A 17661-nucleotide genomic window follows, 5' to 3' on the forward strand; every position below is an offset into this window, starting at 1 on the left:
TATTTATTTTTAGTCTTGACTTTTACTGTAAATGTAAACAACAAAAAACATTAAAGATTCTGAACAAATATTCACTAATCAAATGGCTACATCAATTGCCAAATTGTTAAGTATAAAAATTTCAGATTCAAACATGGGAAAAGCTTTATTTAGATTCCCATTTTCACGGGAATGACAATTTCAACGGAAACCCCGACGCAAGCATCCGGGAATTCTTCTCGATTAAATACTAAAATTCCTAACCGAACCATTAGAAGTAACCAACTATGAATTAGACTCTTAACACATAATGGTTCGGTTAAATGACATCTCTAAAATCTAAATATAAATTACACTTTTTTAGCTATACATCTGCCCTATTTATGCAAACCTTTGCATAGAATTAATGCACTCTTTCCTTTAAGATTTTACTTTTTTACACTTCCTTTGAAAAGCAAAATCAACATAAAAGTAGTATTTATTATGGGTGTATCTCCAACTGTTTTTTATAAAAATTGTTACAGCAAATATGCAATAGCTGCTGTAAATGTTTTTACTATGGAGCAAATTCATGGGCTTTTTAAGGCTGGTCAAAGAGCAAATGCACCTTTTATAGTACAAATGACTCCCGTTGCTAGAAATTATGCACATTCAAAAATGCTATTAGCAATGATTGATGCTGCTGCTAAAATATATCCAAAGGCAGTATATGCTATCCATTTAGATCATGGCAATGAACCTCATGCTTTTGATGCTATCACTTCTAATAGCTACAATTCGGTAATGATTGATGCATCACACGATAACTTTGAAACAAATATTAGCAGAACTAAAACTGTTGTAGAAGCAGCTCATAAAAACAATGTGGTGGTTGAGGCTGAATTAGGTGTACTAAGTGGTGTTGAAGATGATATCTCCATTGACGAAAAACATGCAAAATATACGCAACCCTCAGAAGTTGTCGATTTTGTAAATCAAACCAACTGCGATAGTTTGGCTGTTGCTGTAGGAACTAGTCATGGGGCTTATAAATTTTCGGGAGGTCAAGGGATTCAGTTTGACATTTTAAAAGAAATTCAAAAGCGTTTACCAAACTTTCCAATTGTATTACATGGAGGTTCAGCGGTCAATAAAGAAGAAATTAATAGAATAAATAAAAATGGAGGCTCCTTAAATAAAGAAGCTGCTGGTGTTGCCCCAGAAGAAATAGTAAAAGCCATCACATATGGTGTTTGTAAAATTAATATAGCTACAGATACTCGGCTTATCTGGGCACGAGTTCATAGAGAATTTTTTAACACATCTCCAGAATTATTTGATCCCATAATACCTGGACAAAAGTATATGGAAGCTTACGAAACATTTATGCTAGAAAAATTCGACTTGTTAAAAGCCACAGGAAAGGTCAGTCAATTAAAAATATAGATTATGAGTACATCGCATGTATTAATTAAACCAAATTCAGATTCAACAGTGTATCAAAAAATCACACCAGAATCTGCTAATTGGGAGTCGCTTTATTTTGAAGCCAGAGAAATGAGTTTGGGTGACACCTGGAGTCATAATACAGAAGAAAACGAAATAGTAATCGTATTACTAAGTGGAAATTATAAGGTAGAAAGTGATAAAGGCACTTGGAAAACCATTAATGGTAGAAAAGATGTATTTAGTGGTGTTGCCCATACTTTATATTTACCAAGACATACAAAATTCACACTAGAAGCAATTAGTCAAAAGTTAGATATTGCTTATGGATGGTGTTTTTCTGATGAAGATTTTCCTGCAAAATTTGTAACACCAGAAGATACACCTGTGGTTATCTTTGGCGGTGATAATGCTACACGACAATTTAATGATTTAGTGCCTCCAGGATTTGGATGTAGTAAAATTGTTGTTAGAGAGGTATACACCCCTTCAGGAAACTGGAGTTCCTTCCCTGCTCATAAACACGATGAACGTATCTTAGATAATGACGGAAACGTTTTGGAGCCCATTCAGGAAGAAACCTATTTTTATAAGTTTCAAAAACCTGAGGCTTATGCCATTCAACAAGTTTATACCAAAGATAAATCGTTAGACGAAATAGTTAAAGCCAGACATAATGATGTGGTTTTAATTCCTAAAGGGTTTCATCCTGTTGTTGCTGAACATGGTTTTCATTGCTATTACCTGAATTTTTTAGCAGGTTCAGATCAATGTTTAGAAAATACTACAGATCCCGATCATGAATGGATATATGATTCGTGGTCATCTCAAGATAATAGGTTACCTCTAGTAATCGCAGAAATGAATAAAAAAAATGATGCATAAAAAATACGATGTAATAACCGTAGGAAGATCATCTATAGATTTGTATTCTCAAAATATAGGTGCTTCGTTTAATGATATTAAAGGTTTTGATGCTTTTGTTGGTGGGTCACCATTAAACATTGCTGTAGGATGTGCCAGATTAGGAGTTAATGCTAGTTTACTTACCGCAGTTGGAAATGATAAAGTAGGTGAATTTATTGTTAATTTTTTAAATAATGAAAACATAAATACCTATTGTATTCCCGTAAAACACAACTCAAGAAGTAGTGCGGTGGTATTAGGTATTGAGCCCCCGGATAAGTTTCCTTTAGTATATTATCGTGATAATGCTGCAGACAGTCAAGTAGATATTGATGATGTTCAAAACGCAAATATTCCAGATTATAAAATTTTACTCATCAATGGAACGGCTTTAAATATGGAGCCTACGAGAAGCGCCACATTTTATGCTGCTGAAATAGCTAATAAAAATAATGTAGATGTTGTTTTAGACTTAGATTTTAGAGCTGACCAATGGCATGATTATAGAGCATTCGGATTAACGGTAAGAGCCATTCTTTCAAAGGTAAAAATAGCCATAGGAACCGAAGAAGAAATATTAGCGGCTACTTTAAGTGATACCTCTCAAGTAGTTATCAAAGATCAACAAATTTCTGCGCCTGAAATTAAAGGAGATATAAACGCTTCTATTCAACAATTAATAGCTTCAGGAATAGAAATATTATTAGTAAAAAGAGGTGCCGATGGTGTCAGTATTTATAAAAATGATGGCACGAAAGAAGATGTTCCTGGGTTTCCTGTTGAAGTATTAAATGTTTTAGGAGCAGGTGATGCATTTGCTAGTGGTTTTTTATATGGCATTTTACAAGGGTGGAATTTATATAAGGCATGTAGAATGGGAAATGCAAGTGGCGCACAAGTAGTAACCAAACAGGGTTGCGCTAATTTTATGCCAACACTTCAAGAATCTTTACAGTTTATTGAAGAAAAAGGAGGCTTTTAATAACGAGTAATAATACTTTGTCATTTCGACAGGGTGAAGAATAAACGACGAGAACTCTTAAATTGATGAGATTCCTCCTCATAAGCTTCGCTTAGGTATTTTCAATCAAAATATATTTTGATTTCAATAGCGTTCGGAATGACATCATTAAATATAAAAAAAGGTGAAGACAAAACGATTAACTGTAGCACAAGCAACTATAGAGTTCTTAAAAAACCAATATGTAGAACGTGATGGTGTGCAAAACAAATTCTTTGCAGGTTGTTTTGGGATTTTTGGACATGGTAATGTTGCCGGGATAGGTCAAGCATTGCATCAAAACCCTGATTTCCCTTACTATGTAGTACGAAACGAACAAGGTATGGTGCATACAGCAGCAGCTTTTGCAAAAGTTAAAAACAGATTGCAAACTTTTGCTTGTACCACGTCTATAGGACCAGGTGCTACCAATATGATTACGGCAGCAGCAGGTGCAACCATTAATAGAATCCCTGTATTATTACTACCGGGTGATATTTTTGCTACCAGGCAAGTAGCCCCCGTTTTACAGCAATTAGAATCAGCACAAACACAAGATATTTCAGTAAACGATTGTTTTAAACCCATTTCAAAATATTGGGATCGTATCAACCGCCCGGAGCAGCTCATTACAGCCTTACCGGAAGTGATGCGTGTATTAACATCGCCTGCCGAAACAGGAGCGGTTACCTTAAGTATTCCTCAAGATGTACAGGCAGAGGCATACAATTTTCCTATAACATTATTTGAAAAACGCATTTGGTATATTGGAAGACCCGAACCAGACACTACCTTATTAAAAAAAGCCATAACACTTATAAAAAATAGTAAAAAGCCATTAATCATTGCTGGTGGTGGGACCATTTATAGTGATGCTACGGAGTCCTTAAAATTGTTGGTTGAAAATACAGGAATCCCTGTTACAGAAACATATGCCGGTAAAGGATCCTTACCTTACGACAACCCTCATAACCTCGGAGCCATGGGAGTTACAGGAACCCCAGGAGCCATAGAAATCGCTAAAGATGCCGATGTCGTTATAGGTATTGGAACACGTTATAGCGACTTTACCACCATTTCTAAATCGGCGTTTCAAAATCCGAATGTACAATTTATCAATATTAATGTTGCTGAGTTTGATTCGTTTAAACATGGTGCTTTACCATTGGTAGGAGACGCTAAAGTTGTTTTAGAAGGTTTAAATAAAGCGCTTTCAACATATAAAGTCGAAGAGCAGTACAAACAAAAAGTTGCGGATCTTAACAGCTCTTGGGATGCTTTTGTTTCTGGTATTTATTCAGAAAAAAATGAAACACCAGCGTTTCAAGGCGAAGTGATTGGTGCTATCAATAATTTTGCTGGAGAAAAAGACATCGTGCTTTGTGCAGCAGGGAGCTTACCGGGAGATTTGCATAAGCTATGGCGTACTACACATCCTAAAGGCTTTCATTTAGAATATGGCTATTCGTGTATGGGGTATGAGATTGCTGGTGGTTTAGGCGCCAAAATGGCCAGTCCTGAAAGTGACATTTATGTCATGGTGGGCGATGGTAGTTATTTAATGATGTCTCAAGAAATAGTTACTGCCATTCAAGAGCGGGTAAAAATGACTATTGTGCTGTTGAATAATGATGGCTATTCTAGTATTGGTAGCTTATCTAACGCTGTTGGCACCGAAGGCTTTGGAACTTATTACAGATACAGAAATGAACAAACCCAACAGTTAGATGGCGGTTTACTTCCTATAGATTATGCAGCAAATGCAGCAAGTATGGGAGCGTATGTTATTAAAGCTAAAAATGTTTCAGAATTAAAAGACGCTTTAAAGGAAGCTAAAACTATAGATAGAACAACCCTTATTTATATAGATGTTGACAGAAAGAAAGGCGTTCCTGGGTTTACATGGTGGGATGTCGCTATTGCTGAAGTTTCAGAAAAAGATGCTGTAAAAGAATCGCTTAAAACCTATCAAGAAAATAAAAAGTCACAAAAGTATTATATGTAGTATTCTTTAGTAAATGACAATAAATAGTTAGGCATTTAAAATATTATAATGTCTCCTTGAGAGCAGTTGAGAGGTTATTTAAATCAAATAATAATAATAATAATAATATATAGTTGGGAGGTCTCGACTGCGCTCGACCTGACATGTAGAAAATATTTGATAATGTATGAACTAATAATATCAATTTAACTAACCATAAAACCAATTATATGGATTCAAATTTAATTATTACACTTGCTTCATTTGTATTGTTTACAACAGCTGTTGCCTTTTTTACATGGTACAACTTGCGTAAAACAAATTTAACATCTTCAGCAGGTTATTTTTTAGGAGGGCGAAGTTTGTCTGGAATCGTCATTGCGGGATCCATGTTATTGACAAATATTTCTACTGAACATTTAATTGGTATGAATGGCAATTCATATGTCAATGGCTTTATAATTATTGCATGGGAAGTCACTTCTGCTATAGCCTTGGTAATTGCAGCGATTTATTTTATTCCCAAATATTTAAAAATGGGATTAACGACCATTCCACAGTTTTTAGAAAATCGTTTTGATGGGTTAACACGAACATTGGTAGCCGTATTTTTAATTGTATCGTTTGTAGTCACCTTATTACCAATAGTATTATACACAGGAGCTATAAGTATTGAAAGCTTGTTTGGAATCTCAGACATTTTTGGAGTTTCAAAAACGGAAGGTCTATGGATTACCGTAGTTATAATTGGTGTTCTCGGTTCTATTTATGCCATTTTTGGAGGGTTAAAAGCGGTTGCCTATTCTGATACTATTAATGGGTTTGGATTATTAATAGGCGGTTTATTAATTCCGTTTTTAGCCTTATATGCCATTGGTGATAGTAATGTCTGGGATGGATTGGTAAAAGTATATGAATATGCACCAGAAAAATTTAATGTCATTGGTGCTAAAGATTCGGTATTACCCTTTGAGGTATTATTCACGGGGTTAATCATTAATCAGTTGTATTTCTGGGGAATGAATCAAACTATTATTCAGCGTGCTTTAGGTGCAAAAAATCTTAAAGAAGCACAAAAAGGATTGTTGATTACAGGTGTTTTTAAAATATTAATTCCTTTGGTAATCATTCTTCCGGGCGTTATTTGTTATTATTACTTTCAAGACACATTTTATGATAAGCAAGATATGGTCTACCCTGAATTGGTAAAGAAAGTGTTACCTGTATGGTTAGTTGGTTTCTTTGCAGCAGTTATTATGGGTGCTGTATTAAGTACATTTAATTCGGTATTAAATTCGGCGGCAACCTTATTTAGTGTTGGTATTTTTAAAAGACATATAGATAAAAATGTGTCTGATAAAAAATTAGTGCGCATAGGAAAATTAACCTCAACTATTTTAGCAGTTACAGCCATATTTGCAGCACCAATGGTTGCTAATGCTTCAGATGGACTCTATCAATTATTACAGCAGCTAAATGGCATTTTCTTTATTCCAATTGCTTCCATTTTATTAGCAGGATTCTTTATGAAAAAGGTATCAGCTATAGCTGCTAAAACAGCCTTAATATTTGGGCTCGCATTTTACATTTTCATGTCCTTTATTTATACAGATCACGGTATTCACTTTGTACATCTTTGGGGTATTGAGTTTGTGTTGAATGTTATCATTATGTATGCCGTGTCACATTATTCACCACGCATAAATATGTACGAAGTCACCGATGTAAAAGCGGTAGATCTAACCCAATGGAAATACACAAAACCAGTATCTATCATGCTTTGTGTGGTAACCCTATTGATTTATATTTTATTAGGAAATAACAGTTAAAAAATTAAAAACAGATAAAGAAAATACAATGACAATTTTAAAAAATTATATTAACGGAGAATGGGTTTCGAGTAGCTCGAACGAAACCATTGATGTGTTGAACCCTGCTTCACAAGAGGTGTTGGCAAAAGTGCCTTACGGAGAAGCCACAAAAAATGATGTAGAAACTGCAACTAAAGCTGCAAGCAAAGCTTTTAACGAGTGGCGCCATGTACCCGTAATGAAACGTGTACAATGTTTATATAAATTAAAAGCATTATTAGAAGCTAATAGAGATGAATTAGCCGAAATAATTACTAACGAATCAGGTAAAACCAAAGTAGAATCTATTGGTGAAATACAACGAGCCATAGAAAATGTTGAGGTAGCTTGTGGCACCCCCATGCTAATAGCTGGTGATGTTATAGAAGATATTGCCTCGGGGATTGACGAAATGATGATTCGCCAACCTATAGGTGTTTCAGCTTGTATTACACCATTTAACTTCCCGAGTATGATCGTCTTTTGGTTTTTACCATATGCTATTGCAACTGGTAATGCCTTTATAGTAAAACCTTCAGAAAAAGTACCATTAACCATGATGAAGATTTTTGATTTTATCGATCAACTGGATTTACCTAAAGGTTTGGTAAGTCTAGTTCATGGTGGTAAAGATAGTGTTGATGCTATTTTAGAACACCCGGAAATTAAAGCTATAAGTTTTGTAGGTAGTACACCGGTAGCACGTTATATTTATTCAAAAGGAACTGCCAATGGAAAAAGGGTACAAGCTCAAGGTGGTGCTAAAAATCCAGTACTCGTATTACCTGATGCTGATATAGATATGTCTGCAAAAATTATTGCAGATTCTGTATATGGCTGTGCCGGACAACGTTGTTTAGCGGCTTCAACCATTATTACAGTGGGAGATGAAAAACACGAAATTAAAGATGCTATTTACGAGACTGTAAAATCCAGAACTACGGGTTACGGTTGGGATGCTGGAGTAGATATGGGACCTGTGATTACTTCTGAAAGTAAAAATAGAATTGAAGGTTTAATTCAAAAAGGCATTGACGAAGGCGCTAACGTGCTTTTAGATGGAAGAAATGCTTCTGTTTCTGGTTTTGAAAAAGGAAACTTTTTAACCCCAACTATTTTAGAAAATGTAGCCTTAGACAAAGAGTTGATTCAAACTGAAATTTTCGGGCCTGTAATGAGCTTAATCTCTATGAAGACTATAGAAGATGCTATTCAATTTGTAAATGGCGGAAACTATGGTAATATGGCTTGTTTGTTTACTAATAGCGGAGCCAGTGCACGTAAGTTTAGAAACGAGGCTAATGCTGGTAACATAGGAATTAATATTGGAGTAGCAGCTCCTATGGCACAGTTTCCTTTTAGTGGATGGAAAGATAGTTTTTTTGGTGATCTACACGGGCAAGGAAAACATGCTATTGAGTTTTTTACACAAACAAAAGTCGTTATAGAAAGATGGCCAAAAGCTTGGTCTCGTAAATTTTAAAAGAAGGCGTATCATGATTAAAATCGCAAATGCCCCTTGCTCATGGGGAGCACTAGAATTTGATTTAGAAGAAAAATCTGAAGAAATTGGTTTTGAACAGGTTTTAGATGAAATTAAAGAAACTGGGTACATTGGTACAGAGCTTGGAGATTGGGGGTTTATGCCAACAACACCGAACCTTTTAAAAAGAGAAATAGATAAAAGGGGATTAGATTTAATAGGCGCTTTTGTTCCTGTTGCTTTGGCTGATCCCTTAAAGCATCAGGAAGGGATTACTTCTGCTTTAAAAGTTGCTGAACTCATGTATCAAGCTGGTTATAAAAATGCTTTTATTGTATTAGCAGATGACAACTGTAGTGTTTTAGAACGTACTCAAAATGCAGGAAGAATAAAACCAGGTTTAGGGCTCACCGAAACACAATGGTATATCTATGCACAAGGCGTTGAAAAGATCGCTAAAGTGGTAAAAGACACGTTTGGTATTCGCACAGTTTTTCATCATCACTGTGCCGGATATATTGAAACACCTCAAGAAATAGAAACCCTCATGGCCTTAACAAATCCCGAATTAGTGGGACTCTGTTTAGATATGGGGCACTATGCTTTTGGAGGTGGTAACCCTGCTGAAGCTTTGCAAAAATATTCAGATAGAATTTGGCATGTACATTTTAAAGATTTCAATCCAAAAGTAGCTGAAGAATCAGCTTTAACAAATGGCGATTATTTTGATGCTGTTAAACGAGGCGTATTTTGTGAATTAGGTAAAGGCTCAGTCGATTTTAAATCGATTGTAAACATTTTAAACGAACAAAACTATAAAGATTGGATTGTAGTAGAACAGGATATTTTACCCGGAATGGGAAATCCGAAAGTATGCGCTCAAGCCAATAGAGATTATATAAAAACATTAGGTTTATAAATCATTATGAAAAAAATAAAGTTTGCTGTAGCTGGATTAGGTAGAATTGGGAAAATTCACCTTGAAAATTTACTTCAAATAAATACTATTGAAGTGGTCGCTGTTATGGATCCAATGAAAGAATCTCGTGACTATGCACTGGAGAAAAAGATTCCGTTCATTACATCTACATATAAAGAGTTATTAGCATCTACTAACTTCGATGCCATTGTTATTTGTTCTCCAACCGATACGCATGCCGATTATGTTGAATTGGCTGCAAAAGCTGGTAAACATATTTTCTGTGAAAAGCCTTTAGACCTTTCTTTGAAAAGAGTTGTGGAAGTTTTAGATGTTGTAAAAGATACCAATGTAAAATTAATGCTAGGTTTTAATAGGCGCTTTGATAAAGAGTTTAAAAAAGTACAACAACTTGTAAAAGATGGCGCCGTTGGTGACGCTCATTTAGTAAAGATTACAAGTCGAGATCCGGGAGCGCCACCTGTAAGTTATATTGAAAAATCCGGAGGATTATTTTTAGATATGACTATCCATGATTTTGATATGGCGCGCTTTGTTGTAGGAAAAGAAGTTGAAGAGGTATATGCTAAAGGAGCCGTATTAATAGATCCGGCTATAGGTGAAGCCGGAGATATTGATACCGCAATTATTACATTAACATATACAGACGGAACCATGGCTATTATAGACAATAGCAGAGAAGCATCTTATGGCTATGACCAGCGCATAGAAGTTTTTGGATCTAAAGGCATGGTGAAAGCAGATAATAATACCAGTGATACGCATCAACTGTATAACAAAGATGGTGTAAACAGCTCTTTACCTTTACATTTCTTTTTAGAACGTTATGAACAGGCTTATAAAGCAGAAGTTTCAGATTTTATTGATGGCTTAGTAAATGGTACAATACTTCCTGTTTCTGGGAATGATGGCTTGCAATCATTAAAAATTGGATTGGCAGCTTTAAAGTCTGTGCAAGAAAACAGGCCAGTCAATATTTCTGAGATTTAATTCCTATTGTTACACAAAAAATACACTTTAAAAAGTAGAATTCTAAATAAAAAATAAATTAAAATGAAACTATTAAAAATAGCATCTTATATATGGATCTTTATCTGTTTAGCATATTCTTGCAATAATTCAAAAAGTGTAAAAAAATCCCATGATCTTATTTCTATTTCCGGAAATAATCAGGGTATAAACATACAGTGGAATAATAAAAGTAGGGTCACTGGAGGAATTCCTATATTCCAAAACAAAGCATTTCAAATTAATAATACCGATATTAAGAATGACAATGAACATACTATTATTCAATATACAAATACCTCAGATAGTACCACTATTGAAGTGCAATCTCTAATCAATACAGATAACAATACGCTTATTTTATCATTATCCTCTAATGGTCATCAGTCAAAAAACGGCGAAGATTATGTTGGTTTATTTTTTAATGATTTTCCCGAGTATCAAGAAGGCATGGCAAGCTATTTATTTGGAGATTGGGAATCTTGGACTAAGCCTGTACAGGTAAGTGATTATAAAAATACACTTTCTGAAAAAATATTATTCTTTTTATTTAAATATAATGATGGCACCTATGGTGCTATGATGCCTCTTGGAGGTGAAGGATATAATGCTACTTTGGGTAGTCAGCAACATAAATTTGGAGCACACTCAGTAAGTTATAAGAATAATTTTGAAGCAGTAAAGGTTCCTTTAATGGCTATAGCCTTTGGGGGTAATCCATACGAAACTGTAAAAAACTTATATGAATCTGGCATGACTGCCATGGGAAAAGAAAAAGGGTTACGTAAAAACAAGACCTATCCTGAGATATTTGAATCTATTGGTTGGTGCTCATGGAATGCTTTGGGAGAAGATGTCACCGAAAAAAAGCTAATGGATGCTGTAGCTACATTTAGTGAAAATAAATTCCCTTTGCCTTTTATGCTAATTGATGATGGTTGGCTATCTATAAATGATGAAAAACAGTTAACCAGTTTTAATTTTGATACTACAAAATTCCCCAATGGCTTTAAAGCTAGCGCAGAGAAACTAAAAACGACACACGGTGTTAAAAATATTGGTGTTTGGCATACTATGAATGGTTATTGGAGCGGTGTATCTAAAAACAACTTCAAATTAAATTCCGATAAACCTTTAATGCCTTATTATGATAAGAATGATGTACACGCCGATAGCTTAAGTGGCATTACTTACCATACGCCTAATGCTGTTTCTAATAGCGGACAAAACTTTTATAATGCGTGGTATGAGTATTTAAAAAACCAAGGTATTAACTTTGTAAAAGTCGATCAGCAATCGGTAATAAAAAGAGTTGCTAAAGGGCAACTTTCGAAAACAGATAATATACCTTTTTGGGATATTGCTACAAATTTAGAATCGAATTTACAATCGGCAATTAAAAACCACTTTAACGGAGCTGTTATTAATTGTCAGGATATGGCAACCGAAGCTGTTTATAATTTCACATCATCTGCAATTGGAAGAAATTCCGATGATTTTTTTCCGGAACGCACCGCCTATTTTAGTTTAGAAGTTGAAAAAGGCAATGCCGCAGCTCACGTACTTATGAATGTTCATAATTCTATGTGGTATTCGAATATGGTTTGGCCGGATTTTGATATGTTTCAATCACATCATATAGATGGGGAATACCATGCAATTAGTAGAGCTATTAGTGGAGGCCCTGTCTATTTAACCGATACTCCGGGAAAACAGAATTTTGATATTTTAAATCAACTCATTTTAAATAATGGTAAAATATTACGCCCGGATGTCCCTGCTTTACCTACCGAAGATTGTTTATTTCAGTTAAATGAAGAAAAATTATTTAAAACATTTTCAACAGTTAATAATTCCGGATTAATAGGAGCCTGGAATACCGTTGATGCAGATCTAGTAGAAGGAACAATAAGTCCTACAGATGTAAACGGGTTACAAGGTGATACATTTGCAGTATATGATTATTTTTCTAAATCGGTTAAAAAATTAGGAGCATCAGAAACAGTTTCCGTAGTATTAAAAAGAAAAGGCTATAAATTATACTCAATAGTTCCCTTAGAAAACGACATTGCAATTATTGGTTTACTAAACAAATACATTTCACCTAAGGCAATTCAAAATCAAAAAATCGATAAAAACACCATTGATGTGACCTTAATTCATGGAGGCGAATTTGGTGCCTATTTACCTTCTGAACCAAAAGAAGTGATTATTAATGGTACAAGTCTAGTACCTGAAGATTGGAGTTATACCAGTAATTTGTTTATTTTAAAAATTGTAGACGAAACTATGTCTCCAGTTCGTATAGAAATTAAATTGTAAAAACTATGACTGATAAAATCAGGTTTATTGCATGGCTGGTTGCAACTTCTTTTTTGTTAACCAATTGTACACAAAAAAAGGCGTTAGAATTACCTGTTTTAACACATGTACTATCCCATAACGATTATGAGCAACCCAACCCATTATTTGATGCTTTAGACGCGAGAATTAACTGTGTAGAAGTAGATATTGCATATATAAATGAAACACTATATGTTACACATGCTATAGATGAGATTAAGGAAGATAACACCTTTGAATCGCTATATTTAAAACCATTACGGGATATTATTAAAAAGAATGGCGGTTTTGTTTATAAAAAGGGGGTGCCTTTCACGCTTTATATAAACACCAAAACGGGTGGTAAAACGGTTGAAAAGATAAACGATTTTCTTCAAAAAAACAGTGATATTATTGCTTCATTCACAAAAGAAGGAAAAACAGACAAGCCTATTTTTGTAATTTGCGGAGGTCCTAATTCAATAGTAAACACACAACGCTTTATAGTTGCCGAAGGACATTTAGAAACACCTAAAAGCTTTACTTCCAGTGAATTTTATATGGTGAATTTACGATGGACAACATATTTTTCATGGACAGGTGAAGGTACTTTCCCTTTAGAAGAAAAAGGACAGCTTCTTAAACTTGTGAAAGATACTCACGAACAAGGAAGAATTTTACGGTTTTGGGACAATCCAGATATCAATACAACCTATGGTGAAAATTTTTGGAATACTATTTTAGACTTAGGTGTTGATATAATTAATACTGACGCTCCTAAAGCTATAAAAGATTTTTTTGATGAAAAAAGCAGTAAAACTCCGAAGCCGAAAATTTTAGCGCATCCTCAATTGGTTAATGGACATTGGTCGTTTTTTATTGAGACTAAAGGAGAAGAAGGAGACACACATTATACTACGGATGGTACATCGCCCACTGTAAATTCACCAAAATATATAGGTCCGGTTCTCTTTTCAAAAGACATACAAATAAAAGCCAAAACCTTTTGGAAAAAAAACGGAAGCCTTTTAGGGAGTAAAGAGACTAGTAAAAAGATTAAAACTCCTGTTTTAATTCCTTCTGTAAAAGCTGATGTACATAAAGGTGCTTTACGGTATTACTATAAGGAAGACACAAGTAACCAACTCCCGGATTTAAATAGTTTAACATCTAAAAAAACGGATATAGTTAATGACATTAGCGATACAGATTTTAAAGAAGATGCTATGTATGCGCTTCGCTATAAAGGGTACATCAATATTCCAGAAGATGGTATGTATACATTTACAAGTAAATCTACCGAAGCCATTAACTTTGTCTTACTTCATGATATATTAGAATTGGAAAATAAAGGACATCAGGAAAAGAAGAGGACAGTCCCACTGGCTAAAGGACTGCATCCTATACAGGTGGACTTTTATGTTGGTCTGGAAGCTTCTTTTAATTTACAAATTGAAGGCCCTACATTACAGAAACAGATTATTTCGTCAAACCTATTATGTCATTAAAAACAGAGATATGGAAATTAAACTCGTAATAATTTTAGTGCTTTTTATAGGATTAAATCCCTTATCATTAGAAGCACAAGAACAACAAAAACCGACTACGGTTTTTCTAATTGGTGTGGATGGTATGAGTGTATTATCATTTGGTAATATTACAAAGTAAAATACCTGTAAAAGTTGAGAAAATAGATTAACTTAAAAATACTTATAAAACATCAAATTATTGATTTTTTTTGCACATATTTGCATATAACTACAAAAAATTGAGTTAAAATACAAAAAATTGAGTACAACAAATGGAACAAAAAATTTTGAGTACAGAAGGTGATGTAAATCTTACGGAAGAAAGAGCAAAATGGCAGCAAAACAACATTTTAGACTCTAAAACGCGACAGCTTTTAGATGATGATGCACGTCTGTTTCTGCACCAGTCCATGTCAACCCCTTGCTTAGATGTATTGGGAGCTTGTGAAGGGCCTACTATTGAAAATATTAACGGTAAAAAGTACCTTGACTTTCATGGCAATAATGTACATCAAGTTGGGTTTACCAATACCTATGTTGTTGATCAAATTAAGAAACAATTAGACGAATTGGCCTTTTGTACGCGTCGTTTTACCAACGAAAAAGCGATTGCTTTTGCAGAAAAACTAACGTCATTACTTCCTAGTGATTTGAATAGAGTACTCTTTGCTCCAGGTGGAACCTCTGTAGTAAGTATGGCTTTAAAATTAGCCAGAGTTGTAACCGGTAAGCACAAGGTAGTTTCTTATTGGGATTCTTTTCACGGAGCATCTCTGGATGCGATTAGTGCTGGTGGTGAAGCCGTATTTCGTCAACATATGGGGCCTATGATGCCCGGAAGTATTCGAATTCCGCCTCCAATGAATACCGGTGGTTTTTTTGATGACGAAATGAAATATGCCGATTATTTGGAGTATGTTATTGAAAAAGAAGGTGAAATAGGAGCGTTTATAGCAGAAACTGTTAGAAATACCGATGTACAAATTCCTTCTAAGGCCTATTGGAAACGCATTCGTGAAATATGCGATAAGCATAATGTATTACTTATTTTAGATGAAATCCCTATTGCTTTAGGACGCACAGGTAAAATGTTCACTTTTGAAAATTTTGGTATAGAACCGGACATTCTTTGCATTGGCAAAGGTCTTGGAGGCGGCATTATTCCATTTGCAGCCATGGTATGTCGTGATAAACACAATGTGGCTCAAGATATTTCTTTAGGGCATTTTACTCATGAAAAAAGTCCCGTTGGCTGTGCAGCAGCTCAAGCAGTTATAGATTATATTGAAAACGAAAATATTTTACAAAAAGTGGACAATGATGCCCTTTGGATGGATAGTCAACTGAATTTACTTAAAGATAAGCATGCTATTATTGGGCACATAAGAGGCATAGGGCTTTTATGGGGCGTAGAATTGGTAGATCCTACAACAAAAAAACCGGCAAAAGCAGAAGCTGAAAAAATAATGTATTACTGCTTACAGCATGGTTTAAGTTTTAAAGTCTCTCAAGGTCATGTATTACAACTGTCACCTGTTTTAACTATTGAGAGAACAGATCTTGCAAAAGCATTGAAGATTTTAGATAATGCTTTTTTATCATTAAACTTAAATGACAACTAATTATAAAGTCACTTTATATGAAACATCCATGACTGAAAATTTAGTCACATTGAAGAATGACTATGGATGTTACATTCCTGTGCTAAGCCTTTTGAATTAAGCTTGTATCGAGCTTAACGAGATGCTCAAGAAAAACTAAAATCGAAGCATGACAATTAAAAACAATACATATAAACACATGAAAAAAGTATTATTTATAGATCGAGACGGAACGATTATTAAAGAAACTACTGATGAAAAAATAGACAGTTTCGAAAAACTAGTTTTTTACCCCAAAGCCTTATCATCTTTAAATAAAATTGCTAAAGAACTTGATTTTGAAATTGTGATGGTTACAAATCAGGATGGCTTAAGTACAGATGCTTTTCCCGAAAGTACTTTTTGGCCTGTACATAATTTTATTATTGAAACCTTTAAAAATGAGGGAGTCATTTTTAAAGAGCAACTCATAGATAAAACTTTTCCTGAAGAAAATGCACCAACTCGCAAGCCTAATATAGGCTTGTTAACCCATTATTTATCAAATGATGCTTACGATATAGAAAATTCATTTGTTATTGGCGATAGGCTTACTGATGTAGAGCTCGCTAAAAATCTAGGTGCCAAGGGTATATTTATAAATGACAAAACCGAATTGGGAACCTCAGAAATCACTGTTAAACGAGATGAGTTAAATCCATATATCGCTTTTGAAAGTAATGATTGGGAAGCCATTTATGGATTTTTAAAAAAGTGATACTTAAATAAAATTTCTCAATAATTTACATTGGATATTTTATTGGTCTCAAATTAAGTTAAAACTATGTACTTTAGAGCATCCCGCTTTAGCTTCTAAAAAGGTTTAGCCACAAATTTCACTAATTCATACTAATTTTTTCGTAATGTTAAAAGTAGATGCTTAGAATATCTAGATTTTAGAATTTCACGAATGTAACAAACTTTCAGCCTGTTCTTAAAACCCATGGACTTGTTGTAGTCCATAATGGTTTAGTTATTAAAAAATGCTTTTATTTCTTTTGGAAGATCGGTACTTAGCATATCTACACCCTCATTTAAAACAGTTTCCCAAAAATTTTCTCCATATTCAGAAGTAATTTCTGGATTATCCCAAAAACGTAGTATCCTACCTTGTTCATGAATGGTTTTCACCATATTATTTAATATTCTTTTTTCTTCAACAGGCATGATCCCTTTCCCTTTCCAATTAAAGTACTTTCCCATCTTAGATTAACCATATAAATGTGGTTGCCGGTAATGTGTTAATGGTTTCTAAATTGCCTATAAAGTTGGTTTTAACACACCAGCATACTATACAAAATGTTTTAAGAAACAGTATGGCTGTTTGCCACGAGAATATAAAACTAGTATATAGAAATGAAGTATAATTCTTTTGTTTATAATGAACTCATTTAGACTTTTATAATTGACTAAAAATTCGAAATTTTGTATTATATCTTTCCCTGAACTGCATAAAAGCAGTCCCGACCTCTCCGAAGGAGAGGTGAATTGGAAACCCTGCCTTTGCAGGCAGGCAGGCCTTGAGGAATTCTTTAGATTTAAGACAAATAATGTTTAAGAACTGCAATGCCTCTTCGAGTAAAATTATTTCAGGA

General features: G+C 34.3%; 13 protein-coding genes and 1 pseudogene. 13 read left to right on the forward strand and 1 reads right to left on the reverse strand.

Annotated elements, in window-relative coordinates; all coding sequences use genetic code 11:
- The first annotated feature begins 426 nt into the window (after positions 1 to 426).
- The 13 genes and pseudogenes from Q4Q47_RS00380 to hisB form a co-directional block, all read left to right on the forward strand.
- Complete coding sequence (locus Q4Q47_RS00380) at positions 427 to 1404, forward strand: class II fructose-bisphosphate aldolase (protein ID WP_303304669.1); 978 nt, start codon at positions 427 to 429, stop codon at positions 1402 to 1404.
- Between the two features lie 3 nt (positions 1405 to 1407).
- Positions 1408 to 2289 carry a 5-deoxy-glucuronate isomerase gene (gene iolB / locus Q4Q47_RS00385; protein ID WP_303304670.1) on the forward strand — a complete coding sequence of 294 codons (882 nt, stop codon included), beginning with the start codon at positions 1408 to 1410 and terminating at the stop codon, positions 2287 to 2289.
- A complete protein-coding gene (gene iolC / locus Q4Q47_RS00390) occupies positions 2279 to 3292 on the forward strand; it encodes a 5-dehydro-2-deoxygluconokinase (protein ID WP_303304671.1) in 1014 nt (337 codons plus the stop codon). The genes iolB and iolC overlap by 11 nt, the downstream gene beginning before the upstream one ends.
- A 163-nt stretch (positions 3293 to 3455) precedes the next feature.
- On the forward strand, positions 3456 to 5315 hold the full coding sequence (gene iolD / locus Q4Q47_RS00395) for a 3D-(3,5/4)-trihydroxycyclohexane-1,2-dione acylhydrolase (decyclizing) (protein ID WP_303304672.1): 1860 nt from the start codon (positions 3456 to 3458) through the stop codon (positions 5313 to 5315).
- A gap of 209 nt (positions 5316 to 5524) precedes the next feature.
- The gene (locus Q4Q47_RS00400; protein WP_303304673.1) at positions 5525 to 7123 is read left to right on the forward strand and encodes a solute:sodium symporter family transporter; all 1599 of its coding nucleotides are present in this window, start codon (positions 5525 to 5527) and stop codon (positions 7121 to 7123) included.
- 28 nt (positions 7124 to 7151) lie between these two features.
- On the forward strand, positions 7152 to 8627 hold the full coding sequence (locus Q4Q47_RS00405) for a CoA-acylating methylmalonate-semialdehyde dehydrogenase (RefSeq protein ID WP_303304674.1): 1476 nt from the start codon (positions 7152 to 7154) through the stop codon (positions 8625 to 8627).
- Positions 8628 to 8640: 13 nt separating this feature from the next.
- The gene (locus Q4Q47_RS00410; RefSeq protein WP_303304675.1) at positions 8641 to 9546 is read left to right on the forward strand and encodes a sugar phosphate isomerase/epimerase family protein; all 906 of its coding nucleotides are present in this window, start codon (positions 8641 to 8643) and stop codon (positions 9544 to 9546) included.
- Between the two features lie 6 nt (positions 9547 to 9552).
- Entirely contained in the window at positions 9553 to 10557 is a 1005-nt protein-coding gene (iolG, locus tag Q4Q47_RS00415) for an inositol 2-dehydrogenase (protein WP_303304676.1), read from the forward strand.
- Positions 10558 to 10620: 63 nt separating this feature from the next.
- The gene (locus Q4Q47_RS00420; RefSeq protein ID WP_303304677.1) at positions 10621 to 12897 is read left to right on the forward strand and encodes a Sip1-related alpha-galactosidase; all 2277 of its coding nucleotides are present in this window, start codon (positions 10621 to 10623) and stop codon (positions 12895 to 12897) included.
- 5 nt (positions 12898 to 12902) lie between these two features.
- A complete protein-coding gene (locus Q4Q47_RS00425) occupies positions 12903 to 14405 on the forward strand; it encodes an FN3 associated domain-containing protein (protein ID WP_303304678.1) in 1503 nt (500 codons plus the stop codon).
- Between the two features lie 10 nt (positions 14406 to 14415).
- Positions 14416 to 14565 (forward strand): hypothetical protein, encoded by a 150-nt coding sequence (locus Q4Q47_RS00430; protein ID WP_303304679.1) that lies wholly within the window; start codon positions 14416 to 14418, stop codon positions 14563 to 14565.
- A gap of 133 nt (positions 14566 to 14698) precedes the next feature.
- Positions 14699 to 16048: an aspartate aminotransferase family protein gene (locus Q4Q47_RS00435; protein ID WP_303304680.1), complete on the forward strand. Its 1350-nt coding sequence runs from the start codon at positions 14699 to 14701 to the stop codon at positions 16046 to 16048.
- Between the two features lie 178 nt (positions 16049 to 16226).
- Positions 16227 to 16778 (forward strand): annotated as a pseudogene (gene hisB, locus Q4Q47_RS00440) (histidinol-phosphatase); the annotation flags it as partial.
- Between the two features lie 257 nt (positions 16779 to 17035).
- On the opposite strand, the gene Q4Q47_RS00445 reads toward hisB, so the two are convergent.
- Positions 17036 to 17269 (reverse strand): PI-PLC domain-containing protein, encoded by a 234-nt coding sequence (locus Q4Q47_RS00445; protein ID WP_303304681.1) that lies wholly within the window; start codon positions 17267 to 17269, stop codon positions 17036 to 17038.
- Positions 17270 to 17661 lie beyond the last annotated feature (392 nt).

The organism is Flavivirga spongiicola (assembly GCF_030540825.1).
In the GTDB taxonomy this organism is placed as follows: domain Bacteria; phylum Bacteroidota; class Bacteroidia; order Flavobacteriales; family Flavobacteriaceae; genus Flavivirga; species Flavivirga spongiicola.